This is a genomic window from Agrobacterium bohemicum, assembly GCF_002896715.1.
GTDB lineage: Bacteria > Pseudomonadota > Alphaproteobacteria > Rhizobiales > Rhizobiaceae > Agrobacterium > Agrobacterium bohemicum.
The window spans coordinates 236,556-258,787 of the sequence record NZ_PGEL01000022.1 but is presented as its reverse complement, the minus strand read 5'-3'; the positions used below and the strand labels follow the sequence as shown (position 1 = coordinate 258,787).

Here is a 22,232-nt window from a genome sequence, read left to right as displayed (position 1 = left end):
CGGGTGAAATAACGTTTATCTGCGCAGGATGACCCATATGGCGTGAATGATGCCAGGGATGTAACCGCAGAGCGTCAAAAGAATATTGAGCCAGAACTGAAGCCCAAGGCCGACCTGAAGAAAGACGCCGACTGGCGGCAGGAAGATGGCAAGAATAATACGAACAATGTCCACGATTGAATATCCCGTCTGTTTGTTTCCAAGCACATAACGTGGGGAGCACGGAATTGGTTCAATTGCGGGAGGCGAGGAACGGGAGGACAGCATGACCGAACTGAAANTAGCGGCAGAGATCGTTGACGGCGAAAATGAAAAGCGCGCGAGCGCCCATCATGCGGATTACGAGGCGCTGGGTACTAATCTAGCGCGTCGCGACATCGATATCGAGGCCATCACCGCGCAGGTGTCTAAATTCTTCGTCGCTGTTCCTTCCTGGGGCGTCGGTACCGGTGGCACGCGCTTTGCCCGCTTNCCCGGGAAGGGAGAGCCGCGTGGCATCTTCGACAAGCTGGACGATTGCGCCGTCATCAACCAGCTGACAGCTGCTACCCCCAATGTTTCCCTGCACATTCCATGGGACAGCCAAGACCCAAAAATGCTGAAAGCCCATGCCGATGCTCTTGGCCTCGGCTTCGATGCGATGAACTCCAATACGTTTTCGGATGCCGAGGGACAGCAGCATTCCTACAAATACGGCTCGCTGAGCCATGCAGACGCAGCAACCCGGCAACAGGCGGTGGACCACAACATCGAATGCATCGAAATCGGTAATGCCCTCGGCTCCAAAGCGCTGACGGTGTGGGTGGGCGATGGCTCCAACTTCCCCGGCCAGAGCAATTTCACCAAGAGCTTCGAGCGCTATCTCTCCGCTATGGCGGAGATTTATAAGGCTCTGCCGGATGACTGGCGCATCTTTNCCGAACACAAGATGTACGAGCCGGCCTTCTATTCCACAGTGGTGCAGGACTGGGGCACGAACTACCTCATCGCCAACACTCTGGGCGAAAAGGCCTTCTGCCTTGTGGATCTCGGCCACCATGCGCCCAACACCAACATCGAAATGATCGTCGCTCGCCTCATCCAGTTCGGCAAGCTCGGCGGCTTCCATTTCAACGACAGCAAATATGGCGATGACGATCTGGATGCAGGCTCTATCGATCCCTACCGCCTCTTCCTCGTCTTCAACGAACTGGTTGATGCCGACCATCGCGGCGTCAAAGACTTCCACCCGGCCCATATGATCGACCAGTCGCACAATGTGACCGATCCTATCGAAAGCCTCATCTCCAGCGCCAACGAAATCCGTCGTTCCTATGCGCAGGCGCTGCTTGTGGACCGCACGGCACTCGATGGTTTCCAACAGGAGAACGACGCGCTTATGGCATCCGACACACTGAAGCGAGCCTACCGCACGGATGTGGAACCCATTCTGGCTGAAGCGCGCAGAAGATCTAGCGGTGCCCTCGACCCCATCGCCACGTACCGCGCCAGTGGCTACCGCGCCAAGGTGGCAGCCGAACGCCCGGAATCCAGAAGCGGCAGCGGCGGCATCATTTGACGCCATTCTCGAGAGCCGCAANCACTAATAAATGAAGGCACGCGACGGCGTGCCTTCATTTATTTGTAACCAAATATGTCCAGCGTTAAAGAAATGTGTTTTCCGCCCCATCATCTTCACATTCACGTTTATGTTAGGGACGCATGAAGCAACCAATAGACAAATCAGGCCTGATTTTCGTAGCGCTTTTACTAGTGCTCGTGGGCATCGTGCTGAGCATCGCATTCCTCAACGGCGATAGGCAGCTTTCACCGCAAAGCCAGGACGGGACGTTGATACCCAGGACGACCACCCAGCCTCAGCAATGATTTCACTCGCATGTGAAAGTTTTTNGCGGTTCTGGGAGCGGTGAATGAATAAATGGTGTAGATGCCTGCCAAATATGGAAGGTGCCTAACCGCAATCAATCTCGCAGTATCCAATTGAACAACACGGGAAANTGGTGCCGCTTGCAGGACTCGAACCTGCGACCCCATCATTACGAATGATGTGCTCTACCACCTGAGCTAAAGCGGCTTACCAGNCGCCGATAGTTCCGGCGCCGTGGGATATGGCGGGCTGATACAAGCATTGAACCCGGATTTCAAGTCTTGAATGTCGCTTGACTTAAAAATCCGCAACGGTTCGCACCGCCTTCGTCAATGTCAGTTGCAAAGCCGCGCCTTGGCTGCGGTGTATTCGGAGGCGAGGCGGTCGACCAGAGCGGAGACTGGTTCGATGGCTTTGACGGCGCCCACGCCTTGGCCAGCCCCCCAGATGTCTTTCCATGCTTTTGCGCCGCTCGTCGCCACTCCGAAATCCATCTTTGACGGGTCGGCCACTGGCAGATTATCGGGGTCCATGCCAGCGGCAATGATCGAGGCTTTCATGTAGTTGCCGTGAATGCCGGTGAAATAGTTGGAATACACGATGTCGCTGGCCTGGGCGTCGACGATGGCCTGTTTGTACGCATCGCTTGCCCTCGCTTCGGTCGTGGCGATGAAGGGGGAGCCGACATAGGCCATGTCAGCGCCCATGGCCTGGGCGGCAAGGATTGCTCCGCCATTGGCGATTGCGCCTGCCAGAAGCAGGGGGCCGTCGAACCATTCGCGGATTTCCTGAACCAGTGCGAAGGGGGAGAGCGTGCCTGCGTGGCCGCCTGCACCTGTCGCAACGGCAATCAGGCCGTCAGCTCCCTTGCGAATGGCGGAACTGGCGTGGCGGTTGTTGATCACGTCATGCAGCACGATACCGCCGTAGGAATGAATGGCGGCGTTGACTTCAGGCACGGCTCCCAGCGATGAGATGACGATCGGCACCTTGTATTTGACGCACAGACCGAGATCATGCTCCAGACGCTTGTTTGAGGTGTGAACAATCTGGTTCACCGCAAAGGGCGCCGCCGGTCTCTCGGGGTTTGCCGCGTTATAGCTGGCAAGGTCGTCGGTCATCATCGCCAGCCATTCGTCAAGCTGGCTTTCCGGGCGGGCGTTCAAAGCTGGAAATGCGCCGACGACGCCAGCCTTACATTGCGCCAGCGTCAATTCGGGATGGGAGATTATGAACAGCGGCGAGGCAATCACCGGCAGTCGAAGATTATCGTTGAGTACGGCCGGCAGCATGTTTCCTCCCACGAATTACGTTTACGCACACGTAAGATGTAGCGAAGCTAACGCGGTCTGAAAAGCGAAAAAGAATGCAAAATGCTATCGTAAGATCACCCTGTGCATTCCACAGCCGGCTATCAGGGGTAGGAGCCGAGAAGACGGAAAAGGCTGCATTACGAGCCATTTCGAGTGCTTTTCCCCAAGCCATTGCGCTGTTTGTGAAATACATCGCTTGCGATTGCGCAAGCTAGTCGTTACCGAATCGTAAACAACATGGCGCAAGGCCGCAGACGCCTTTTGCATGGCAAGGTAAGGACGGGTCGTGAGCGGACTGGAAACGGCAATTAGGAATGCCCTCGAAAANTCGGACAGATCAAGCGCCGAAGTGCGCGCGCGGATCTACCAGTCGTCGCGGCAAGCGCTGGAAGCGGGTTTGCGCAAGCAGGGCATAGAAGACCCCGATGTGGTGGCGCAGCAGCGCCAGCGGCTTGAAATGCTGGTCCATGCTATCGAGAGTGAAGAACGCAACCGGCTGCTCAATGTCGTGGAAGATCATGTTCGGCGTGAAGCAGCCAGGGCGCCTGCTGCTGCGCCACAGGTTCCTTCGGTCACGCCATCTGTCTCGCCTGCGCAGTGGGAAGAGGAAGCAAACGACCTGCCGGTCGATGCGGAGGTGAGGGGTGAAACTCCGAATGCCGATCCCGCGGGTCACGATATAGAGGATTTTCGTGCCGAGCGCGGCGTGGTCGCGCCAGATGCCAGGTCTGCATCGGATTCGGATATGGGGTCTCTAGCATTCACGCCACAGCGCGCCGCAAAAGCGCGCCGTAAAAAGCGGCTGGTCGCGCGGTTGTTCATTTATTTNACCCTGTTGGCATTCCTGGGTTTNGGCGCATGGTGGGTCTACAGTTCCGGCCTGCTGCTTAGCCCTGCCGAACGTGACACCAGCGTCCCAAATCCGCCGCCGGAAGTGCAGTCGGAAGATTTCACGGGCACGGAGACCAAGCCGGAGCCGAGCCTTGAAGCAGGGCGTGGATTTTCTGATGCCTGGAACGAGATTTTCAATGCTGATCGTGGCAATTCAGGTCTTCAAGCAGGTTCTCTCGCCGCCATCGAGGACATCTCTACACCTGCTGGAAAAGCCGTGCGGCTGACATCACGCGTGGCGGAGGCTGATGGTAACGTCAGCATTGCCGTGCCGACAGAAGTGCTGCGCGAGATGGCCGGTAAATCCTCGACCATTGCCATAACACTACAATCCTCCAGCGACCGCCAGACGCAGCTGTCCATCAGCTGTGATTTCGGTAGCCTTGGAAATTGCGCCCGCCACCGTTTCACGGCAACGCCTGAGCGTGCGGACATGCTGATCAATGTGACGTTCGACCGGACGCTTGCTCCCAACAGTCCGGGCCGCATTGTCATCAACAGCGATGTCGATGGCAACGGTCGCCCGGTCAATCTCTACTCTGTCAGGATTCTGCCGGGCGAGTGATGCGAGGTGCTTTCTACTTCAAGAAATCCGGACCAAACCCCAGAATCTTGCCGTCGATATCGCCAATCGCCTTCTTGTCCTTGCCGTCATAGTCCAGCGACGCCAGGATGTGTTTGATCAGGTTAATGCGGGCGCGGCGCTTGTCATTGGCACGGATGACCGTCCATGGCGCTTCATCATTATGGGTTTTTNCGAGCATCAGGTCACGCATGGCCGTGTAGTCGTCCCACTTGGTCAGAGCGGCGATGTCCATGTCGGACAATTTCCAGGATTTCAATGGGCTATGACGTCGATCGTGAAAGCGGTCAAGCTGGGTTTCCCGGCCCGTGTCCAGCCAGAACTTGAACAGGTAGGTGCCTTCATGGACCACCATCTTTTCGAGGCGCGGCGTTTCCTTGAGGAAGCGCTTGTGTTCCTCCGGAGTACAGAAACCCATGATAGGTTCGACGCCTGCGCGGTTATACCAGGAACGGTCGAACATCACGAATTCTCCAGCGGTTGGAAAATGCGAGATGTAGCGCTGGAAATACCACTGTCCGCGTTCGGTTTCCGTTGGTTTGGTAAGCGCAACGACGCGCGCAGTTCGGGGGTTGAGATATTCCTTGATGACCGAAATGACCCCGCCTTTTCCGGCGGCATCGCGCCCTTCGAAANCCGACATCACGCGCTGGCCGGTGGCCTGCAACCAGTTTTGAACTTTCACTAGCTCGATCTGTAGCGCTTCCAGCGTCTTGTCATACTCGTCGCGGTTCATCTTCTTGTCGTAGGGGAACCCACCGGCGGAAAGTTTTTTATCTTCGACCCACTCCGGCAGAACGGGATCGTCGATGTTGAAGATTCGGGTTTTGCCTTCGATTTGAAGTTCAACCGAACGGTCCTTGGCGTTTTCGCTCATCATGGCTCCCTGGATGTGATGTTTGAGGTCGGCGTCTTGTCATTGCGTTGATACAGGCTGTGGAAANGACATAGTGATGAATCTTTGTCATGAAAGAGGGATAAGAGGTTTCGATGCGCCGATTTCGGCGTAGAAGAAAAGTGGAAGACTATGGCAATCATGGAAGGTGGAGACGCAGTGGGGCGATATTTGCAGAAGCTTCGCAGAAGCTGGCTACCCATTATTGTCGTCACCTTGCTCGCCGCGGTCGCCCTGTCGGAGTTGCGCTCGCCCTATGTCCCGCTAGCACTCTGGTTGGGGGCGGTCTTGGCCATTCTGGCGATCAGCTCTGGTGTTGTCGCAAGATTGCCCNGGGAAAATACCGCCGAGGCAGAAAGAGAAGAGGAACAAGGTGTCAGCGAAAGCCTGATTGCCGGTGTTCGTTCCGGGCTTGCGGTTCTCGACACCCCGGTTTTCATTCTGGACCGTAATGCCAGCGTTCTCTTCGAAAACAGCGCCGCAGAAAAGGCGTTCGGAACACTTGCTGTCGGCTCGCACATTTCCGGACGACTGCGCTCTCCGGGTCTGCTGGATGTCATTCGCGAAACCATCGCCACAGGACAGCCCAATCAGGTCGAGCATTCGGAGCGATTGCCTTCCGAGCGTGTCTTCATCGTCCGCATTGCGCTGGCTGAAATGCAGGGGCAGGCAAGTGCGCCGCTTTACATTCTGTCTTTCCGGGATGTTTCGGAATTGCGCCGGATAGACCGGATGCGGAGCGACTTCGTCGCCAATGCCAGCCATGAACTGCGCACCCCACTGGCATCGCTTCGAGGCTTTATCGAAACCATGCAGGGCCCGGCCCGTGACGATCCAAAGGCGCGGGAGCGGTTTCTGGGCATCATGCTGGATCAGGCCACACGCATGAGCCGCCTTGTGGATGACCTGATGTCGCTGTCGCGGCTGGAGTTGCGCGCCAATATCGCACCCGATCAAAAGGTTGATCTGGTGCCGTTGCTGGGTCATGTCAGGGACTCGCTGCTTCCATTGGCGCAAGATCTCGACATCGAAATCAATCTTCATATGCCTGCGGAAAAGGTCGAGGTCATCGGCGACCGTGACGAGTTGGTTCAGGTGTTTCAGAACCTTGTCGAAAATGCCTGCAAATACGGTCAGGATGGCAAGGTGGTGGACGTGTTTTNGCGTGCCAATCCTGGAAANCCCGTTGAGGTCGGCGTTGTGGATAAGGGGCCGGGAATTCCGGCGGAACATGTCCCACGCCTTACGGAAAGATTTTACCGTGTCAGCGTGGCCGATAGCCGCTCGAAAAAAGGCACGGGTCTCGGGCTTGCCATCGTCAAGCACATCCTCACCCGCCACCGCGCCAGGTTGATTATCCGGTCGGAACTGGATGTCGGAACCGACTTCACCGTGAGATTTTGACATAAAACGCATATCGCGGATTCTATGAAGAAAAAAANTTTATAATAATCAGATATTTAGATTGTCACAAATACTTCATCGAAGTGACATAAANGGGTGTGGCAAGACTGGTTATGAAGAGGTCGCCGGGGCAGCCCATAGTTGGGCAAGAGGGTAAAACTCCTGCCGGCAGCGTCCACAAATGCCCACCGCGGGCACCCTACGGGAGATTCACATGAATATCGTTAAATTGTCCGCAGCAGCCTTGGTGGCTTCAGTTGCCTTCGCAGGCGCCGCCTCTGCTCGCGACCAGATCCAGGTTGCTGGTTCGTCCACCGTTCTGCCTTACGCAAAGATCGTTGCTGAATCCTTCTCCGAAACATTCCCTGACTTCAAGGCTCCAGTTGTTGAGTCCGGCGGCACAGGCGGTGGTCTGAAGGCATTCTGCTCTGGCGTTGGTGAAGGCACAATCGACATTGCCAACGCTTCGCGCGCTATCAAGGCTGACGAACTTGCAGCTTGTAAGGCTGCTGGCGTTACCGACGTTCAGGAAGTGAAGATCGGTTACGATGGTATCGTCTTTGCGATGGACAAGTCCAACGCCGACGTCAAGCTTGAGGCAAAGGACGTGTACCTCGCTCTGGCCGCTGAAATCGTCAAGGACGGCAAGCTCGTTGCCAATCCTTACAAGAAGTGGTCGGAAGTCAACAAGGAGCTGCCAGACGTAGCGATCGCCGCTTACATTCCTGGCTCCAAGCACGGCACACGCGAAGTCTTCGAAGAGAAGATCATGGCTGATGGCTGCAAGGAAGCTAAAGCAACTGACGCTCTCAAGACCCTCGTTCCCGACGCCAAGCAGGCTGCTGCAAAGTGCATCGCAGTTCGTAAAGACGGCGCTGCTGTCGATATCGACGGCGACTACACGGAAACGCTGGCTCGCATCGCTGCAAACAAGACCGGCGTTGGCGTATTCGGCCTCGCATTCTACGAAAACAACATGGACAAGCTGAAGGTTGCAACCGTCGGCGGCATCGTTCCGACCACGGAATCCGTTGCAAGCGGCAAGTATCCAGTGTCTCGTCCACTGTACTTCTACGTCAAGAAGGCCCACCTCGGCGTTATTCCTGGCCTCAAGGAATATGTTGAGTTCTTCGTTTCTGACGAGATGATCGGTCCAGAATCTCCTCTGGCAAACTACGGCCTGGTTGCTGCTCCTGAAGCAGAACGCAAGGAAATCCGCGCCCAGTTCGAAACCGGTAAGGTCATGTAAATCCTGACGGAAGGCGCGGCACCACTGCCGCGCCTTTCATCTATCTGTCTGCCAAGNCACCCATGGGCTGACAGGCCCTATTTACCGGACGCTCAGACCCGATGAATAGGATCTATCAATCTGGAAAGTCGAAGCCGAGCAGGGGATACAGCGCCTGTCACGAAACCGTACGACCTCAAGGTCAGTCCGGTCTTCGGACGATCCGATGTGCAAATTACAAAGCTGCCTGATACCGCATCCACTTTTCTGATGCGCCGAGGAAAGTCTCCATGAACACATCCATACTTTTGCTTATATTGGCGCTGATCGGCACAGCCAGCTATTTGCTTGGCACACGTCGCGCAGTCGCAATGGTGGGCGCCAGCGCCACAAAGATGCATTCGCGGCCGGGTTATCACGGCTCCTATGTTCTCGTCTGGGCGGTTCTTCCTGCAGCGTTCATTCTCGCGCTTTGGCTGGTTATCAGCCCCTTCGTTATCACCTCTTCGGTGCGCGCCGCGTTTCCAGAAGATATCCGGGCGCAATCGGAAGCTCAGCAGAGCCTCAATTACGGCATGGTCGGCTCAATTGCGCGTGGCCTCGAGCGCCTGACACCGGAAGAATTTGCTGCGGCCAAGGCCGATCCGGCCACATTGCGGCCGCTGCTGGGGTCAAAGGGCGTTGCCATTGCCGGAGATCCGCAGCCTTACATGGTCGAAGCAGCTGAAACGCTGAATACCATGTCCGCGGCCAGTCAGGTCGGCATGGTTCTCGTCGTGCTCGTCGTGGCGATTGGCGGTGCAGTCTACGCCATGCGCGGCATTGCTCCACGGTTCAGGGCGCGTAACAATGTCGAGAAGGTCATTCTTGCCGCTCTGGTGCTGGCGTCGTCCATCGCCATTCTCACAACCATCGGCATTGTCTTGTCGATGCTGACGGAAGCCATTCAGTTCTTCAACATGGTGCCCGCCCATCAGTTCTTCTTCGGAACGGTGTGGGACCCACGTTTTGCCGCTGCCGGTTCTACCGATAGTGCAGGTCAATTCGGCCTTATTCCCCTTCTGGCCGGCACGCTCTATATCGGCTTCGTCGCCATGCTGGTTGCGGTCCCGGTCGGTTTGTTTNCAGCCATCTACATGGCCGAATATGCAAGCCCTCGTTTCCGCTCGGTCGCAAAGCCGCTTCTGGAAGTGCTGGCGGGTATCCCTACCATCGTCTACGGCTTCTTCGCGCTGACAACCGTCGGCCCGTTCCTGCGCGACATTTCCTCGCAGATCAACGGACTGGCGACTGGCGACTACACGAACTTCATCCAGGCGCAGAGCGTCATCACCGCTGGCTTCGTCATGGGCATCATGCTGATCCCCTATGTGTCTTCGCTGTCGGATGACATCATTACCGCAGTACCCGGCACAATGCGTGACGGTTCACTCGGCCTGGGCGCCACCCGTTCTGAAACGGTCAAGAAGGTCATCCTTCCGGCAGCCCTTCCGGGCATTGTCGGTGCGATCCTGATGACGGCCTCGCGTGCGATCGGTGAAACCATGATCGTCGTGCTGGCCGCAGGTGTGGCAGCACGCCTGCAACTCAACCCGTTCGAGCCGATGACCACCGTCACCGTCAAGATCGTCAGCCAGTTGACCGGTGACCTTGAGTTCACCTCGCCGCAGACACTGGTTGCCTTCGCGCTTGGCATTACCCTCTTTGCCATCACGCTTTGCCTCAATATCTACGCGCTCTACATAGTGCGCAAATACCGGGAGCAGTACGAATGACCGACGTCGTTACTCCGGGCACTATTGCCCCAGCCGCAACGAAGAAGGTCCGGCGCGATATCGGCATCAAACGCCGCTACGCCTCCGAGCGCCGCTTCCGCGCCTACGGTCTCGCAGCCATCACCTTTGGTTTGCTGTTCCTGTTTCTTCTGCTCTGGTCGGTCGTTGGCAAGGGTTACACAGCGTTCCAGCAGACCATGATTACCGTCCCGGTCGAGTTTTCTGAACAGATCATCGATCCGGATAATGTGCGTGCTCAGAACCCGGCCAAGCTCGTTACGGCCAACTATCCTCTCGTGGCCCGCAATGCGGTGGCCAAGGCACTTGGCGTTTCGCTGGATGACCGCACGGCTCTGCGCGGTGTCTCTGCGATGATTTCGGATGGTATCCGCGTTCAGCTCCGGGATGTCGTCGTCAATGATCCAAGCATCATCGGCACAACACGCACCGTCTCCCTTCTGGCGTCGGGCGATCTCGACAGCGCCTTCAAGGGCCAGGTCGATCTGACTGTCAATGAACAGAACCGTCGGATATCCGATCAGCAACTCGCCTGGGTCAAGCAACTCACCGATGCTGGCCAGATTGCCAAGCAGTTCAACACCGGCATCTTCTTCAACGGCGCATCCAGCCGTCCGGAAGCCTCTGGCGTTGGCGTTGCTCTCATCGGCTCGTTCTACATGATGCTGATCGTGCTGGTTCTGTCTCTGCCCATCGGTGTCGCAGCGTCCATCTATCTGGAAGAGTTTGCGCCAAAGAACCGCCTGACGGATCTCATCGAGGTCAACATCAACAACCTGGCTGCCGTTCCCTCGATTGTTTACGGTCTGCTTGGTCTGTCGGTCTTCATCAACTTCATGGGCTTTCCACGCTCGGCCTCGCTGGTTGGCGGTCTGGTTCTGACCCTGATGACTCTGCCAACCATCATCATCGCCACCNGCGCGGCGCTGAAGGCAGTGCCACCCTCCATCCGTGCCGCGGCTCTTGGCCTTGGCGCGTCGAAAATGCAGACCATTTTCCACCATGTCCTGCCGCTTGCCATGCCCGGCATTCTGACCGGCACGATCATCGGCCTGGCGCATGCTCTCGGTGAAACCGCGCCATTGCTTCTGATCGGCATGGTCGCCTTCGTCACGAACTATCCGACAACACCCATGGACCCGTCTACGGCCCTGCCGGTGCAGATTTACATGTGGGCGAACGAAGCAGAACGTGCCTTTGTCGAAAGAACATCCGGCGCTATTATCATCCTGCTTATGTTCCTCATCGTCATGAATGTTGGCGCAATTCTGTTGCGTCGCCGCTTTGAACGGCGCTGGTAGAGGAGCTTGAAAGCTATGAACATGTTGTCGGAAGCAGCAGTTGAAAAGGCGCTGGACAAGAAAATGAATGAAGTTTCGTACAAGATGATCGGCAAGGACGTTTCTGTCTATTATAGCGAGAAACGCGCCCTTTACGATGTGAACCTCAACGTTCGCGAAAACACGGTAACAGCTTTGATCGGGCCATCCGGTTGTGGAAAGTCTACTTTCCTGCGGACGCTGAACCGCATGAACGACACGATCGACGGTTGCCGCGTCACCGGCAAGATCACGCTCGATGAGGACGATGTCTACGATCCCGCGATCGACGTAGTTGAGTTGCGCGCGCGCGTCGGCATGGTGTTCCAGAAGCCGAACCCATTCCCGAAGACGATCTATGAAANCATCGCCTACGGCCCACGCATCCACGGTCTTGCCCGCAGCAAGGCTGATATGGACCAGATCGTCGAAGCCAGCCTGCAAAAGGCCGGCCTGTGGAACGAAGCAAAGGATCGCCTGCACGAATCCGGTACCGGTCTTTCCGGTGGCCAGCAGCAACGTCTTTGCATCGCCCGCGCCATTGCCGTTTCGCCTGAAGTCATCCTGATGGATGAGCCATGCTCGGCGCTGGACCCGATTGCGACTGCCAAGNTCGAGGAATTGATCCACGAGCTGCGCGCCAACTATACGATCGTTATCGTGACGCACTCTATGCAGCAGGCCGCCCGCGTATCTCAGCGCACGGCCATGTTCCACCTCGGCCATCTGGTGGAAGAAANTGACACCGACAAGATGTTCACCAACCCGGATGACCAGCGTACGCAGGACTACATCATGGGCCGCTTCGGCTGATCTGCCGTTGGTTCACAACATCAGCGCAAACCGCTTGAGCCCGGCTGGGCTTGCGGAATCGCACCGAAACTGGAGAGTAGAACATGCCGACCCACTCGCATATCATGTCCGCTTACGATGAAGAGCTGAAGTTCCTGACCCGCCGTATCGCCGAAATGGGCGGTCTGGCGGAGCAGATGTGCGCGGATGCCGTGCGCGCCCTCGTCAATTCCGACGCAGCCCTGGCCCAGAAGGTCATCTCGGATGACACGATCCTTGACAACGCCGAACGCGAAATCGGCGACAAGGCCATCGTCACCATTGCCAAGCGCCAGCCTATGGCAGCCGACCTTCGCGAAATCATTGGCTCGCTGCGCATCGCTGCCGATCTGGAGCGCGTCGGCGACCTCGGCAAGAACACGGCCAAGCGCGTTATAGCGGTTGCCGGAACCGGCGTTCCTCGCAAGCTGGCGCGCGGTCTCGAGCATCTGTCCGAACTGGCGCTGGTGCAGCTGAAAGACGTTCTGGACGTCTATTCCACCCGTTCGGCGGAAAAGGCACAGACCATCCGCGAGCGCGACGAGGAAATCGACGCGATGTACACCTCGCTGTTTCGCGAGTTGCTGACATATATGATGGAAGATCCGCGCAACATTACCACCTGCACGCATCTTCTGTTCTGTGCCAAGAACATAGAGCGTGTTGGCGATCATGCCACGAACATCGCGGAGACCATCTACTACATGGCCACCGGTAGCCAGCCGGAAGGCGAGCGTCCCAAGGACGACAGTTCCAACACGCTCGGTGCAGTAACCGAGTGAATTCCCTATAAGACTGGCGGAGTCCCTTAGCCATGGTGCCGAAAATAGCAGTTGTCGAAGATGAAGAGGCGTTGAGCGTTCTTCTTCGCTACAATCTGGAATCCGAAGGTTACGACGTGGACACGATCCCGCGTGGCGACGAAGCGGAAATCCGCTTGCAGGAGCGCACGCCGGATCTTTTGATCCTGGACTGGATGCTGCCGGGCGTTTCCGGCATCGAGCTTTGCCGCCGTCTGAGAATGCGTCCTGAAACCGAACGCCTCCCGATCATCATGTTGACGGCACGTGGTGAGGAAAGCGAACGTGTGCGTGGTCTGGCCACCGGTGCCGACGACTATGTGGTCAAGCCATTTTCAACGCCGGAACTGATGGCCCGCGTCAAGGCCATGCTGCGCCGCGCTCGTCCCGAAGTCCTGTCTTCGGTGCTGAAATGCGGGGATATCGAGTTGGACCGGGAAACCCACCGGGTTCACCGCAAGACCCGTGAAGTGCGGCTCGGACCAACCGAATTCCGCCTGCTGGAATTCCTGATGGTGTCTCCCGGTCGTGTTTTCTCGCGCTCTCAGCTTCTCGACGGCGTCTGGGGTCACGACATCTATGTGGATGAACGCACCGTGGACGTCCACGTCGGCCGCCTGCGCAAGGCGCTCAACTTCTCCAATATGCAGGATGTTATCCGCACCGTGCGCGGCGCGGGATACTCTATGGAAGCCTGATAGATATCAGACTTCCAGATTGATTGGGTAGCGCGCGTAAAGTCTTTCTTCTTGGCTCAGGCGCGCGCGCTGCAAAACTTCGACGTAGCGCTGTTTTGCTCGAATTCCATAACTCGTTTTCATCGCGCCCATCATTTCGATGTCCAGGTACATCCAGTTCCAACGAGATGGTAGGACACTTTTGCGGGACGTAAAGAGCGCTCCTTTTTGATTGCGTGCATCATAAGTTCTGTCGAATTCAACTCGAATGCGGCATCATCGATGTCCTCGGCTTCCCTGCGCCAGTATTCCTTGCCGCGCTCTTCACAGATGAGCCAATAGTGATTATTGGCCCACTCAACGTATACCCTTCCATCTCCACAAGACCGACGGGAGATGGATAGAAAAGGAGCTTCAATAACTTTGGACCATATGTCTGAGATATATTTTNCCAAGACGTCGATTGGGTCCAGGGNCACCTCTTTCTGATATAAAAGCCAACTGCCAGCATGCACCAAACGTACCCTTCGAGCAGCGCCATCGGTAGTCGATGTCATTATCTCAAANTTAAAGTTTGACTATCCGACGATAAACGTCTATCAATGTCATATCGATATTTTGCTTGCTGAGCTTTGGTTGCCGCGCGATTAGCACCGCGTTTTGAACTAACCCTTTCCTTCAAAAAANTCGCTATAATCGCACGCGGGACGCAAGTTCTGCGATCTATCTCTTATGCTTTGAAAGGGTTCATTATGACCACAGGCACAGTAAAATGGTTTAACTCCACCAAGGGCTTCGGCTTCATTCAGCCTGACAACGGCGGCACAGACGCATTCGTACACATCTCCGCTGTAGAGCGTGCAGGTATGCGCGAAATCGTTGAAGGCCAGAAGCTGAGCTACGACCTTGAGCGCGACAACAAGTCGGGCAAAATGTCTGCTTGCAACCTGCAGGCTGTATAATACGGACTCTGCTTTCCATTGACCACGGATGTACTGGCATTGTTGAAAGCATGAGACCAATCGAGGTCAGGCAGGTTGCCTGGCCTTTTTTNGTGCCGCTCGACGGCCAAACGCTTGAACGTATTGCATCGTCGAGATGCACGAATACGCTTCGAGCAATAAATCTGCGTATCGTCCTTTTNAAAAAATCGATTCCGATTTTCAGTGCGATGCGATAGGAAGGGAACTCCATGTCTGACGCTCACAGCAAATCTCGCAAGCAGGCCGAAATCGCTTTCGGCGCTACGCAATCGCAGTTTTTNGCACGCGGTCGTGCGGTTGATGAACTCAACTCCATTGCCCAGGCTCGCGACGAAAAGACCATCAGGCTGCGTGAAGCGCGCCTTGCGAAAGAACTTGACGACAGCATGAAACCCGCAGTCATCCCAACGAAACGCGCCAAAAAATCCTGACCCCGGTCGGCATGACGCATCAACTGGAATAGAGATTTGAGAAACACTAGAAATATCAAGAACAACGAAGTTTCCGAACGTCGCGGCGCCGCGGCCGACGCGAAGGCCGCTCTTTTGAAGGCCTATCGTGAAGCAAAGGAAGCTGCCGCACCGACACTCGAAGCCAAGCAGGCAGAGCAGATTGCTGTTGCCGAAGCACGCAGAGCGCGTCAGGCCGAAAGAGATGCGCAGAAGCGTGAAGAAAAACTTCGCCTCGAAGCTGAAGCTGCGCAACGCGAAGCCGAACTCGAAGCTGCCGCAAACGCTGAAGAAGACGCCCGCAAGGCGGCTGAAAAAANTCGTATTGCTCGCGTTGTCGAAGACGAAGCGGCCCGCAAGGCAGAACGCGATCGTCGTTATGCCAACCGCAAAGCCCGCCAAGGCTGATCCATTCGCCAAGATCCAGCAGCCGTTCAATCGAAGGGCTGCGATCTGGCGAGATGGATATAATCCAAAATCGTGCCTCCAAAGCACGTGACGCCCGCGGCTGAGTATCAGCAAGCAGGCTTGCGCCTTGCGCAAATCGTATTGGTGTTGCGCAGAAATTTCCCTCCATAAGTGGTCCGAACCATTCGCAAAGCATCCAATGTTTATGAGAGCTTTTGCAATCAAGATGTGAACGGCGGGGCGTGCGTTTAGCCGAGCGCAGAGATGTAGGTGCTGTTGGTGCGCTGAACTGCGGTGTCGACCATTCCGAAAATTCCAGGCAACAAAAAAGCGGGCCAATGACCCGCTTTTTTATATTCAGCAATGTGCGTGCGGCCTTTTAGGCTCTGCGACGCTCGCTCACTGGCTGGTAGGCCATCTTGGCGTGGAACTTGCAGTAAGGCGAGGACTCGTGGGACTCGCAACCGCAGAAGTGAAAATCATCCTTTAGCGGATCGCCCACTGGCCACTTGCATGTGCGCTCCGTTAGCTCAGTCAAGGTCAGACGAAGAGAGGTTGGCAGCGATGCGTTGCTGACGGGAACATACTCAAGAACCCGCGCTGTATCGGTGTCCATGTCGTCTTTCAACGCGGTCGAACCTGCAGTGCGGACGTTAGGGCGGGCAGCGGTTGGACGTGCCTGAAAATTTGCTGGACGCGGAGCTGTCGAGGCTGCTGGGCGCTTGGCTGCTGGACGTGTGGTTGCTACTGTCCCGCCAGCTTTCGCACGGCCTGGGAGATTCAAACGGTGCACTTTACCGATGACGGCGTTGCGGCTGACGCCACCGAGCTGCGCTGCGATCTGGCTGGCGCTCAGTCCTTCGGACCACAGGCGTTTCAGTCTTTCGACTCGTTCATCAGTCCAGTTCATGCCGTTTCTCCGCTCGTAGCGCAGGCAGAATCATCCCCGATGCCGTGGAGTGAACCACGCGCAGAGTATCCGCCAGATTGTAGGTGACTAGTTCCGCCGCTTGCAGTCTAGTAATTGAGAGTTAACCTAATCGTCGGCAGACTCCGTGACAAGAGTCGGGGGAATCATCTGGAATCGATTTCCCGGTTTNCCCCAACTTGCTTCGTTTCTGAGTCAGAAAGGCAACACTTTGTAGGTTGATAAAACGATTCTACCATCGCTTGAGAAAGCCAGCATATGTGGACATTTGTTGACATCGTCAAGGGAAGTGACAATAGTGCGCTCGACCTACCGAGAATATCCCAAGCCGCCGCGAGGCGGCATTTTTGATTTNCAGGCACGGGATGACCGATAAGCCCTATTGATAGCGCGTTTGCGCGGGAGTGCTGCAGCCATGGCCGACACCACGCCATTGTTCGATACGTTTTCCAGAGCCCCTTTGCGCTTCGAGCGCGGTGAGGGTGTATGGCTCGTGACGGAAAGCGGCGAGCGATATCTGGATTTCGGCGCAGGCGTTGCGGTGACCTCGGTCGGCCACAGCCATCCGCATATGGTGGAGGCTCTCAAAGGCCAGGCCGAGAAGGTCTGGCATCTCTCCAATCTTTATGAAGTGCCGGGTCAGGAAACGCTGGCCAAGCGGCTGACCGATGCAACTTTTGCGGATAAGGTGTTTTTNACCAATTCGGGTGCTGAGGCCTTGGAATGCGCGATCAAAACGGCGCGTCGTTACCATTATACCCACGGCAACCCGGAGAAGTTCCGTATCATTACCTTTGAAGGCGCGTTTCACGGGCGCACACTGGCCACCATTGCTGCCGGTGGCCAGCCGAAATACATCGAAGGTTTCGGCCCGAAGGTCGAAGGTTTCGATCAGGTACCATTCAATGATCTGGAAGCGCTGAAAGCGGCAATCGTTCCGGAAACTGCGGCGTTGCTCATAGAGCCTATTCAGGGTGAGGGCGGCGTTCGTCCGGTTGCACCAGAATTTCTGCGCGCACTTCGAGACCTTTGTGAAGAGCATGGCCTACTGTTGATTTTTGACGAAGTGCAAACGGGTGTCGGCCGTACGGGCAAGTTCTTTGCCTATGAATGGTCGGGCGTTACGCCAGATATCATGGCGGTGGCCAAGGGTATTGGTGGCGGTTTTCCGTTTGGCGCCTGCCTTGCAACGGCAGAGGCCGCATCCGGTATGACGGCTGGCGTTCACGGGACGACCTATGGCGGCAATCCGCTGGCCATGGCCTGCGGCAATGCAGTGCTGGATATCGTTCTGGCCGACGGATTTCTTCAGCAGGTACGTGATGTCACACTGGTGTTCCGCCAGGGCCTCGCTTCCCTGAAGGATCGTTATCCCGATGTGATCGAGGAGATCAGAGGTGAAGGTCTTCTGATCGGCGTCAAGGCAAAGGTTCCCTCCGCCGATCTGCTTCATGCCATCCGTGCCGAGCATCTTCTGGGTGTTCCAGCAGGTGATAACGTTATTCGTTTGCTGCCGCCGCTTGTTGTAACGGCAGAAGAAGCGCGCGAAGGCTTGGCGCGGCTTGAAAGAGCTGCGGAAGCCGTCACGACGAAAATGGCAAAAAGCGCCTAAACGCGCAATGGTTAGGCCAGCGCGCCGCGTGGCCTGCATCAATGGGACTATATTGAAATGGCATCAGCAAAGCATTTNCTAGATCTTTCGGCCGTTGGCTCGGATGACCTGCGGGTTATTATGGACGACGCCCGCGCACGCAAGATTGCGACCGAGAACGGGACAGCGGAAAAGCCACTGGCTGGCAAGATGCTGGCGATGATTTNCGAAANGCCGTCTACACGCACCCGCGTCTCCTTCGATGTCGGCATGCGCCAACTCGGCGGCGAGACGCTGTTTTTATCAGGCACGGAAATGCAGCTTGGCCGTGCTGAAACCATCGGCGATACGGCCAAGGTTCTGTCGCGTTATGTGGACGCAATCATGATCCGCACGACAGACCACTCACGCCTGCTGGAGCTTGCAGAACACGCGACCGTGCCTGTGATCAATGGCCTGACGGATGATACGCATCCTTGCCAGATCATGGCAGATATTCTGACATTCGAAGAGCATCGCGGACCGATCAAGGGCAAGACGATTGCCTGGACCGGGGATGGCAACAATGTGCTGCATTCGCTGGTCGAAGGTTCTGCACGCTTCGGTTACCGCATGAACATGGCGGTGCCGATGGGGTCCGAGCCGCATGACCGGTTCCTGAACTGGGCGCGCAACAATGGCGGCGAAGTCATGCTGTATCACGATGCAGAACGTGCCGTTGAAGGTGCCGATTGCGTGGTAACCGACACTTGGGTGTCCATGAACCAGGAACACAAGGCGCGTGGCCACAATATCTTCCAGCCTTACCAGGTCAATGCTGGCTTGATGGCCAAGGCAAACAAGGACGCGCTGTTCATGCACTGCCTGCCTGCGCATCGCGGTGAAGAAGTGACGGATGATGTAATCGACGGACCACAATCCGTCGTTTTTGACGAGGCGGAAAACCGCCTGCATGCGCAAAAGTCCATCATCGCATGGTGCATGGGCGTCATCTGACGTCTGGGGCATGTTGCTAACGCAACGTGCCGTACCGAACGCTTGAATTTTCGGCAGGGCTACCCATTTGTAGCCCAAGTCGATGCTGCCATACAATTTGATGGCGGCTTTTCATCAACTATTCGCCGCATACTTCCCCGGACGGTGGTTCCGTTTTCACCTCCGCCGGTTTATCTATGCGAGAACGAATATCAGGCCCGTCGATCAATGCTGCTTGCGGCGCAGATCATGTGGCGCGGCAACGTGCACGGCGGGCATCAAGGAGTTAGTGAGATGGCAGATGTGACGGTAAATCTCGACACACTCGATTTTGCAGGTGACGACAAGGTCATTCCTTTTCAGGTAGAAGGACTGGACGTGCGCGGTCGTGCCGTGCAGGTCGGGCCGCTGCTGAATGCTATTCTCGAAAGACACGAGTATCCGCCGGTTGTCGCCCGCCTTCTGGCGGAAGCGGTTGTTCTGACTGCGCTAATCGGCACGTCGCTCAAGTTTTCCGGCAAATTGACACTTCAGACCAAGAGTGACGGCCCCGTGGATTTGCTGGTCGCAGATTTTTCAGCGCCTGAGAATATGCGCGCCTATGCGCGTTTCGACGAGGAGCGGTTGGCGGAAGCCACGGCTGCCGGCACCACGTCGCCAGAGCAGTTGCTTGGTGCTGGCATTCTGGCCTTTACGATCGATCAAGGCGTTGGCATGCAGCCCTATCAAGGCATCGTGCCACTGGATGGCTCCACGCTGGAAGATATTGCGGGCGTCTATTTTCGCCAGTCGGAACAACTGCCCACGCGTGTGCGGCTTGGCGTTGCCGAACTGTTCGACCGGGACGAAGACGGCAAACCACGCCATGGCTGGCGGGCCGGTGGGCTTATCGCGCAGTTTCTGCCGCAGGCGCCGGAACGGCTCCGTCAGCGGGATTTGCATGGCGGCGACGGTGACGAAAATAGCCTCGACGTGGCGGACGACGACGCCTGGAATGAAGCCGTCGCCTTGATCGACACTGTCGATACGGATGAGCTGACGGATCCACAAGTTCCAGCCGAGAAGCTGCTGTATCGTCTGTTCCACGAACAGGGCGTGCGCGTCTACGAACCGCAATTGATCCTTGATCGCTGCAATTGCTCGCGTGATAAGATCAAAGGCGTGCTTTCCGGTTTTTCCGCCGAGGAAATCCGCGAGAGTCAGGAAAACGAAGTTGTTTCCGTTACCTGCGAATTCTGCTCGACGACCTATCATTATCAGGTCGAAGAGTTGCCAGTCGCGGGCTGATATCGTGGGCGGGGTGATGCCCCGCCTGCTTTAGTTCAAGACGCGCAGCAGTCCCGGGCTATCTAAGGAAAACGCCGGAATGTCCACCGTGAACACTTCTCCGGTTTCCGCCTGCATCTCATAATGACCGAACATCAGGCCCGATGGCGTATCCAGCGGGCAGCCGGAAGAATATTCGTAGGAATCGCCGGGCTTGAGATGTGGCTGTTCGCCGATCACGCCAGGACCGGAAACCTCGTCCACCTGGCCGTTTTCATCGGTAATATGCCAATAGCGATTGACCAGAGTTACGGCAAGGTCGGAGTTGTTGGAGATGACAACCGTGTAGCCCCAGACATAACGGCTGTCATCCGGGTCGGACTGCTCGTCAAGATAATAGGGGTCGACTGTGACCTCGATATCTCTTGTCATTGCACGGTACATTACGGGACCCTAAGTATTGCTTCTCTTGGCACTATACACGAATAGCGCTGTATATCGTCAATAAAGCGCGTTTACATTAGCAGGTGTTCACGGATCTTTGCGCATTTCTGAAAGCTGACGGTCACTCTGGTTCCACGAACCCGGAATCAACGCCGAGGCGAGGCGTTAAATGTGGCCTGGGTGATCGGGCCACATCTGTTTCATCAGGCCGAGACTTTAGCCACTGCAGCAGCAAAGTCTTCCAGCAGATCGTCAGTATCTTCGATGCCGCAGGAGAGACGTAGCGTACCACCGGAAATGCCCAGTTCCGCACGCGCCTCATCGGTCAGGTTCTTGTGCGTTGTGGTGCCGGGATGCGTGATCAGGCTTTTGGCATCGCCGAGATTGTTGGAAATCTTGACGATCTCCAGCGCGTTCTGCAGCTTGAATGCCGCTTCCTTGCCACCCTTCAGCTCGAAGCAAACCAGCGTCGAGCCGCCCGTCATCTGCTTGGCGATGATATCGGCCTGCGGATGGTCGGCACGGCCGGGATAGATCACCTTGGCGACCTTGCCTTGGTCGGCAAGAAAATCGGCAATCCTGGCGGCGTTGGCCGTCTGCTGGCGCACGCGTAGCGGCAATGTCTCTATGCCTTTCAGCAGCGTCCAGGCGTTGAAGGGCGACATGGCGGGCCCCGTATGACGGAAGTAATCCTGAAGCTCTTCCTCGATCCATTTCTTGTCGGAGAGAACGACGCCGCCCAGGCAGCGGCCCTGACCGTCGATGTGCTTGGTCGCGGAATAGACGACGATATGCGCACCCAGTTCCAACGGCTTCTGGAAAAGCGGTGTCGCAAACACGTTATCGACCACCAGCTTCGCACCGATCTGGTTGGCAAGCTTGGCAACGCCAGCGATATCCACCACTTCCAGCGTCGGGTTCGTCGGGCTTTCAAGAAAGAACAGCTTTGTGTTCGGCTGGATGGCCTTTTCCCAATTTGCGAGATCGCGGCCATCGACCAAAGTGCATTCGATGCCGTATTTCGGAGCGAGCGTCTCGACAACCCAACGGCAGGAACCAAACAGAGCGCGGGCGGCAACTATGTGATCGCCTGCCTTCAACTGGCACAGAATGGCAGCGCTGACAGCGGCCATGCCGGATGCCGTAGCGCGCGCGTCTTCGGCGCCTTCCAGCAGGCACATGCGCTTTTCAAACATGTCATTGGTCGGGCTTGCATAACGGGCGTAAATGAAGCCTTCCGTTTCGCCTTTGAAGCGGGCTTCAGCCGCCTCAGAACTGTCATAGACAAAGCCCTGCGTAAGGTAGATTGCCTCGGACGTTTCGCCGTACGCAGACCGTAGTGTTCCACCATGTACCAGCTGTGTTGCCGGGCGCCATTTCTTGCTCATGTCATCACCTTACAAACAAAAAANCCGGTCGCAAAAAGCAGACCGGTTACAAGCGCACCCGGTCTTTTTAGCCACTTATTTAACGTGGCTGCAAGCCGACCGGCCAAATCACCACGGGATAAGATTGCCTTAACTCCGTTAACGACTTGCGTCAATGCCTTGCTTTKGGTTTTGTCGCCGTGAAANGGGATGATGAAAA

22 protein-coding genes, 1 tRNA gene and 1 riboswitch are annotated in these 22,232 nt (G+C 56.3%); of the genes, 15 read left to right on the top strand and 8 right to left on the bottom strand.

Annotation, left to right across the window (positions count from 1 at the left end):
* Window positions 1-15: 15 nt before the first annotated feature.
* Window positions 16-174, bottom strand: a complete 159-nt coding sequence (locus CUC55_RS08855; RefSeq protein ID WP_082760245.1) for a YqaE/Pmp3 family membrane protein — start codon at window positions 172-174, stop codon at window positions 16-18.
* A gap of 91 nt (window positions 175-265) precedes the next feature.
* On the opposite strand from CUC55_RS08855, the gene rhaI reads away from it, so the two are divergent.
* Complete coding sequence (rhaI, locus tag CUC55_RS08850) at window positions 266-1,558, top strand: L-rhamnose catabolism isomerase (protein WP_103087589.1); 1,293 nt, start codon at window positions 266-268, stop codon at window positions 1,556-1,558.
* Between the two features lie 440 nt (window positions 1,559-1,998).
* Here rhaI and CUC55_RS08845 read toward each other — a convergent pair.
* Both CUC55_RS08845 and CUC55_RS08840 read right to left on the bottom strand, forming a co-directional pair.
* Window positions 1,999-2,074: transfer RNA gene (locus CUC55_RS08845), tRNA-Thr, on the bottom strand.
* A gap of 128 nt (window positions 2,075-2,202) precedes the next feature.
* Window positions 2,203-3,159 (bottom strand): NAD(P)H-dependent flavin oxidoreductase, encoded by a 957-nt coding sequence (locus CUC55_RS08840; protein ID WP_067648920.1) that lies wholly within the window; start codon window positions 3,157-3,159, stop codon window positions 2,203-2,205.
* A gap of 307 nt (window positions 3,160-3,466) precedes the next feature.
* Here CUC55_RS08840 and CUC55_RS08835 point away from each other — a divergent pair, with 307 nt between their 5' ends.
* Complete coding sequence (locus CUC55_RS08835) at window positions 3,467-4,636, top strand: hypothetical protein (RefSeq protein ID WP_103087588.1); 1,170 nt, start codon at window positions 3,467-3,469, stop codon at window positions 4,634-4,636.
* A 13-nt stretch (window positions 4,637-4,649) separates the two neighbouring features.
* On the opposite strand, the gene ppk2 is transcribed toward CUC55_RS08835, so the two are convergent.
* Window positions 4,650-5,531 carry a polyphosphate kinase 2 gene (gene ppk2 / locus CUC55_RS08830; protein WP_103087587.1) on the bottom strand — a complete coding sequence of 294 codons (882 nt, stop codon included), beginning with the start codon at window positions 5,529-5,531 and terminating at the stop codon, window positions 4,650-4,652.
* A gap of 150 nt (window positions 5,532-5,681) precedes the next feature.
* On the opposite strand from ppk2, the gene phoR reads away from it, so the two are divergent.
* The 7 genes from phoR (at window position 5,682) to phoB (ending at window position 13,622) form a co-directional block, all read left to right on the top strand.
* On the top strand, window positions 5,682-6,953 hold the full coding sequence (gene phoR, locus CUC55_RS08825; protein WP_103087586.1) for a phosphate regulon sensor histidine kinase PhoR: 1,272 nt from the start codon (window positions 5,682-5,684) through the stop codon (window positions 6,951-6,953).
* 214 nt (window positions 6,954-7,167) lie between these two features.
* Window positions 7,168-8,202 carry a substrate-binding domain-containing protein gene (locus tag CUC55_RS08820; RefSeq protein WP_067648906.1) on the top strand — a complete coding sequence of 345 codons (1,035 nt, stop codon included), beginning with the start codon at window positions 7,168-7,170 and terminating at the stop codon, window positions 8,200-8,202.
* A gap of 269 nt (window positions 8,203-8,471) precedes the next feature.
* Window positions 8,472-9,956 carry a phosphate ABC transporter permease subunit PstC gene (pstC, locus tag CUC55_RS08815; RefSeq protein ID WP_103087585.1) on the top strand — a complete coding sequence of 495 codons (1,485 nt, stop codon included), beginning with the start codon at window positions 8,472-8,474 and terminating at the stop codon, window positions 9,954-9,956.
* Window positions 9,953-11,275: a phosphate ABC transporter permease PstA gene (pstA, locus tag CUC55_RS08810; RefSeq protein WP_103087584.1), complete on the top strand. Its 1,323-nt coding sequence runs from the start codon at window positions 9,953-9,955 to the stop codon at window positions 11,273-11,275. The genes pstC and pstA overlap by 4 nt, the downstream gene beginning before the upstream one ends.
* A gap of 15 nt (window positions 11,276-11,290) precedes the next feature.
* Complete coding sequence (gene pstB, locus CUC55_RS08805) at window positions 11,291-12,106, top strand: phosphate ABC transporter ATP-binding protein PstB (protein ID WP_103087583.1); 816 nt, start codon at window positions 11,291-11,293, stop codon at window positions 12,104-12,106.
* 83 nt (window positions 12,107-12,189) lie between these two features.
* Entirely contained in the window at window positions 12,190-12,906 is a 717-nt protein-coding gene (phoU, locus tag CUC55_RS08800; RefSeq protein WP_067648894.1) for a phosphate signaling complex protein PhoU, read from the top strand.
* Between the two features lie 32 nt (window positions 12,907-12,938).
* A complete protein-coding gene (gene phoB, locus CUC55_RS08795) occupies window positions 12,939-13,622 on the top strand; it encodes a phosphate regulon transcriptional regulator PhoB (RefSeq protein WP_045229896.1) in 684 nt (227 codons plus the stop codon).
* A gap of 6 nt (window positions 13,623-13,628) precedes the next feature.
* On the opposite strand, the gene CUC55_RS22715 is transcribed toward phoB, so the two are convergent.
* The gene (locus CUC55_RS22715) at window positions 13,629-13,775 is read right to left on the bottom strand and encodes a hypothetical protein (RefSeq protein ID WP_157940937.1); all 147 of its coding nucleotides are present in this window, start codon (window positions 13,773-13,775) and stop codon (window positions 13,629-13,631) included.
* Between the two features lie 578 nt (window positions 13,776-14,353).
* Here CUC55_RS22715 and CUC55_RS08790 point away from each other — a divergent pair.
* From CUC55_RS08790 to CUC55_RS08780, 3 genes are all read left to right on the top strand, one after another.
* Window positions 14,354-14,563: a cold-shock protein gene (locus tag CUC55_RS08790; protein WP_067648892.1), complete on the top strand. Its 210-nt coding sequence runs from the start codon at window positions 14,354-14,356 to the stop codon at window positions 14,561-14,563.
* Between the two features lie 230 nt (window positions 14,564-14,793).
* Complete coding sequence (locus CUC55_RS08785; RefSeq protein ID WP_103087582.1) at window positions 14,794-15,015, top strand: hypothetical protein; 222 nt, start codon at window positions 14,794-14,796, stop codon at window positions 15,013-15,015.
* 36 nt (window positions 15,016-15,051) lie between these two features.
* The gene (locus CUC55_RS08780; RefSeq protein WP_103087581.1) at window positions 15,052-15,441 is read left to right on the top strand and encodes a DUF6481 family protein; all 390 of its coding nucleotides are present in this window, start codon (window positions 15,052-15,054) and stop codon (window positions 15,439-15,441) included.
* Window positions 15,442-15,820: 379 nt separating this feature from the next.
* Here CUC55_RS08780 and CUC55_RS08775 read toward each other — a convergent pair whose 3' ends face one another.
* Window positions 15,821-16,351, bottom strand: coding sequence for a GcrA family cell cycle regulator (locus CUC55_RS08775; RefSeq protein ID WP_067648883.1), 531 nt, complete (start codon window positions 16,349-16,351; stop codon window positions 15,821-15,823).
* 433 nt (window positions 16,352-16,784) lie between these two features.
* On the opposite strand from CUC55_RS08775, the gene CUC55_RS08765 reads away from it, so the two are divergent.
* The 3 genes from CUC55_RS08765 to CUC55_RS08755 all read left to right on the top strand — a co-directional run bounded on the left by CUC55_RS08765 (window position 16,785) and on the right by CUC55_RS08755 (window position 20,222).
* The gene (locus CUC55_RS08765; protein ID WP_103087580.1) at window positions 16,785-17,981 is read left to right on the top strand and encodes an aspartate aminotransferase family protein; all 1,197 of its coding nucleotides are present in this window, start codon (window positions 16,785-16,787) and stop codon (window positions 17,979-17,981) included.
* Between the two features lie 57 nt (window positions 17,982-18,038).
* Window positions 18,039-18,956: an ornithine carbamoyltransferase gene (argF, locus tag CUC55_RS08760; RefSeq protein WP_103087579.1), complete on the top strand. Its 918-nt coding sequence runs from the start codon at window positions 18,039-18,041 to the stop codon at window positions 18,954-18,956.
* A gap of 273 nt (window positions 18,957-19,229) precedes the next feature.
* A complete protein-coding gene (locus tag CUC55_RS08755) occupies window positions 19,230-20,222 on the top strand; it encodes an Hsp33 family molecular chaperone (RefSeq protein WP_067649094.1) in 993 nt (330 codons plus the stop codon).
* Between the two features lie 30 nt (window positions 20,223-20,252).
* Here the strand turns inward: CUC55_RS08755 and apaG are convergent, their stop codons facing one another.
* Complete coding sequence (gene apaG, locus CUC55_RS08750) at window positions 20,253-20,645, bottom strand: Co2+/Mg2+ efflux protein ApaG (protein ID WP_067648874.1); 393 nt, start codon at window positions 20,643-20,645, stop codon at window positions 20,253-20,255.
* Between the two features lie 203 nt (window positions 20,646-20,848).
* The gene (locus CUC55_RS08745; protein WP_067648871.1) at window positions 20,849-22,033 is read right to left on the bottom strand and encodes an O-succinylhomoserine sulfhydrylase; all 1,185 of its coding nucleotides are present in this window, start codon (window positions 22,031-22,033) and stop codon (window positions 20,849-20,851) included.
* A 46-nt stretch (window positions 22,034-22,079) separates the two neighbouring features.
* A riboswitch (SAM riboswitch) is annotated at window positions 22,080-22,158 on the bottom strand.
* Between the last annotated feature and the right edge of the window lie 74 nt (window positions 22,159-22,232).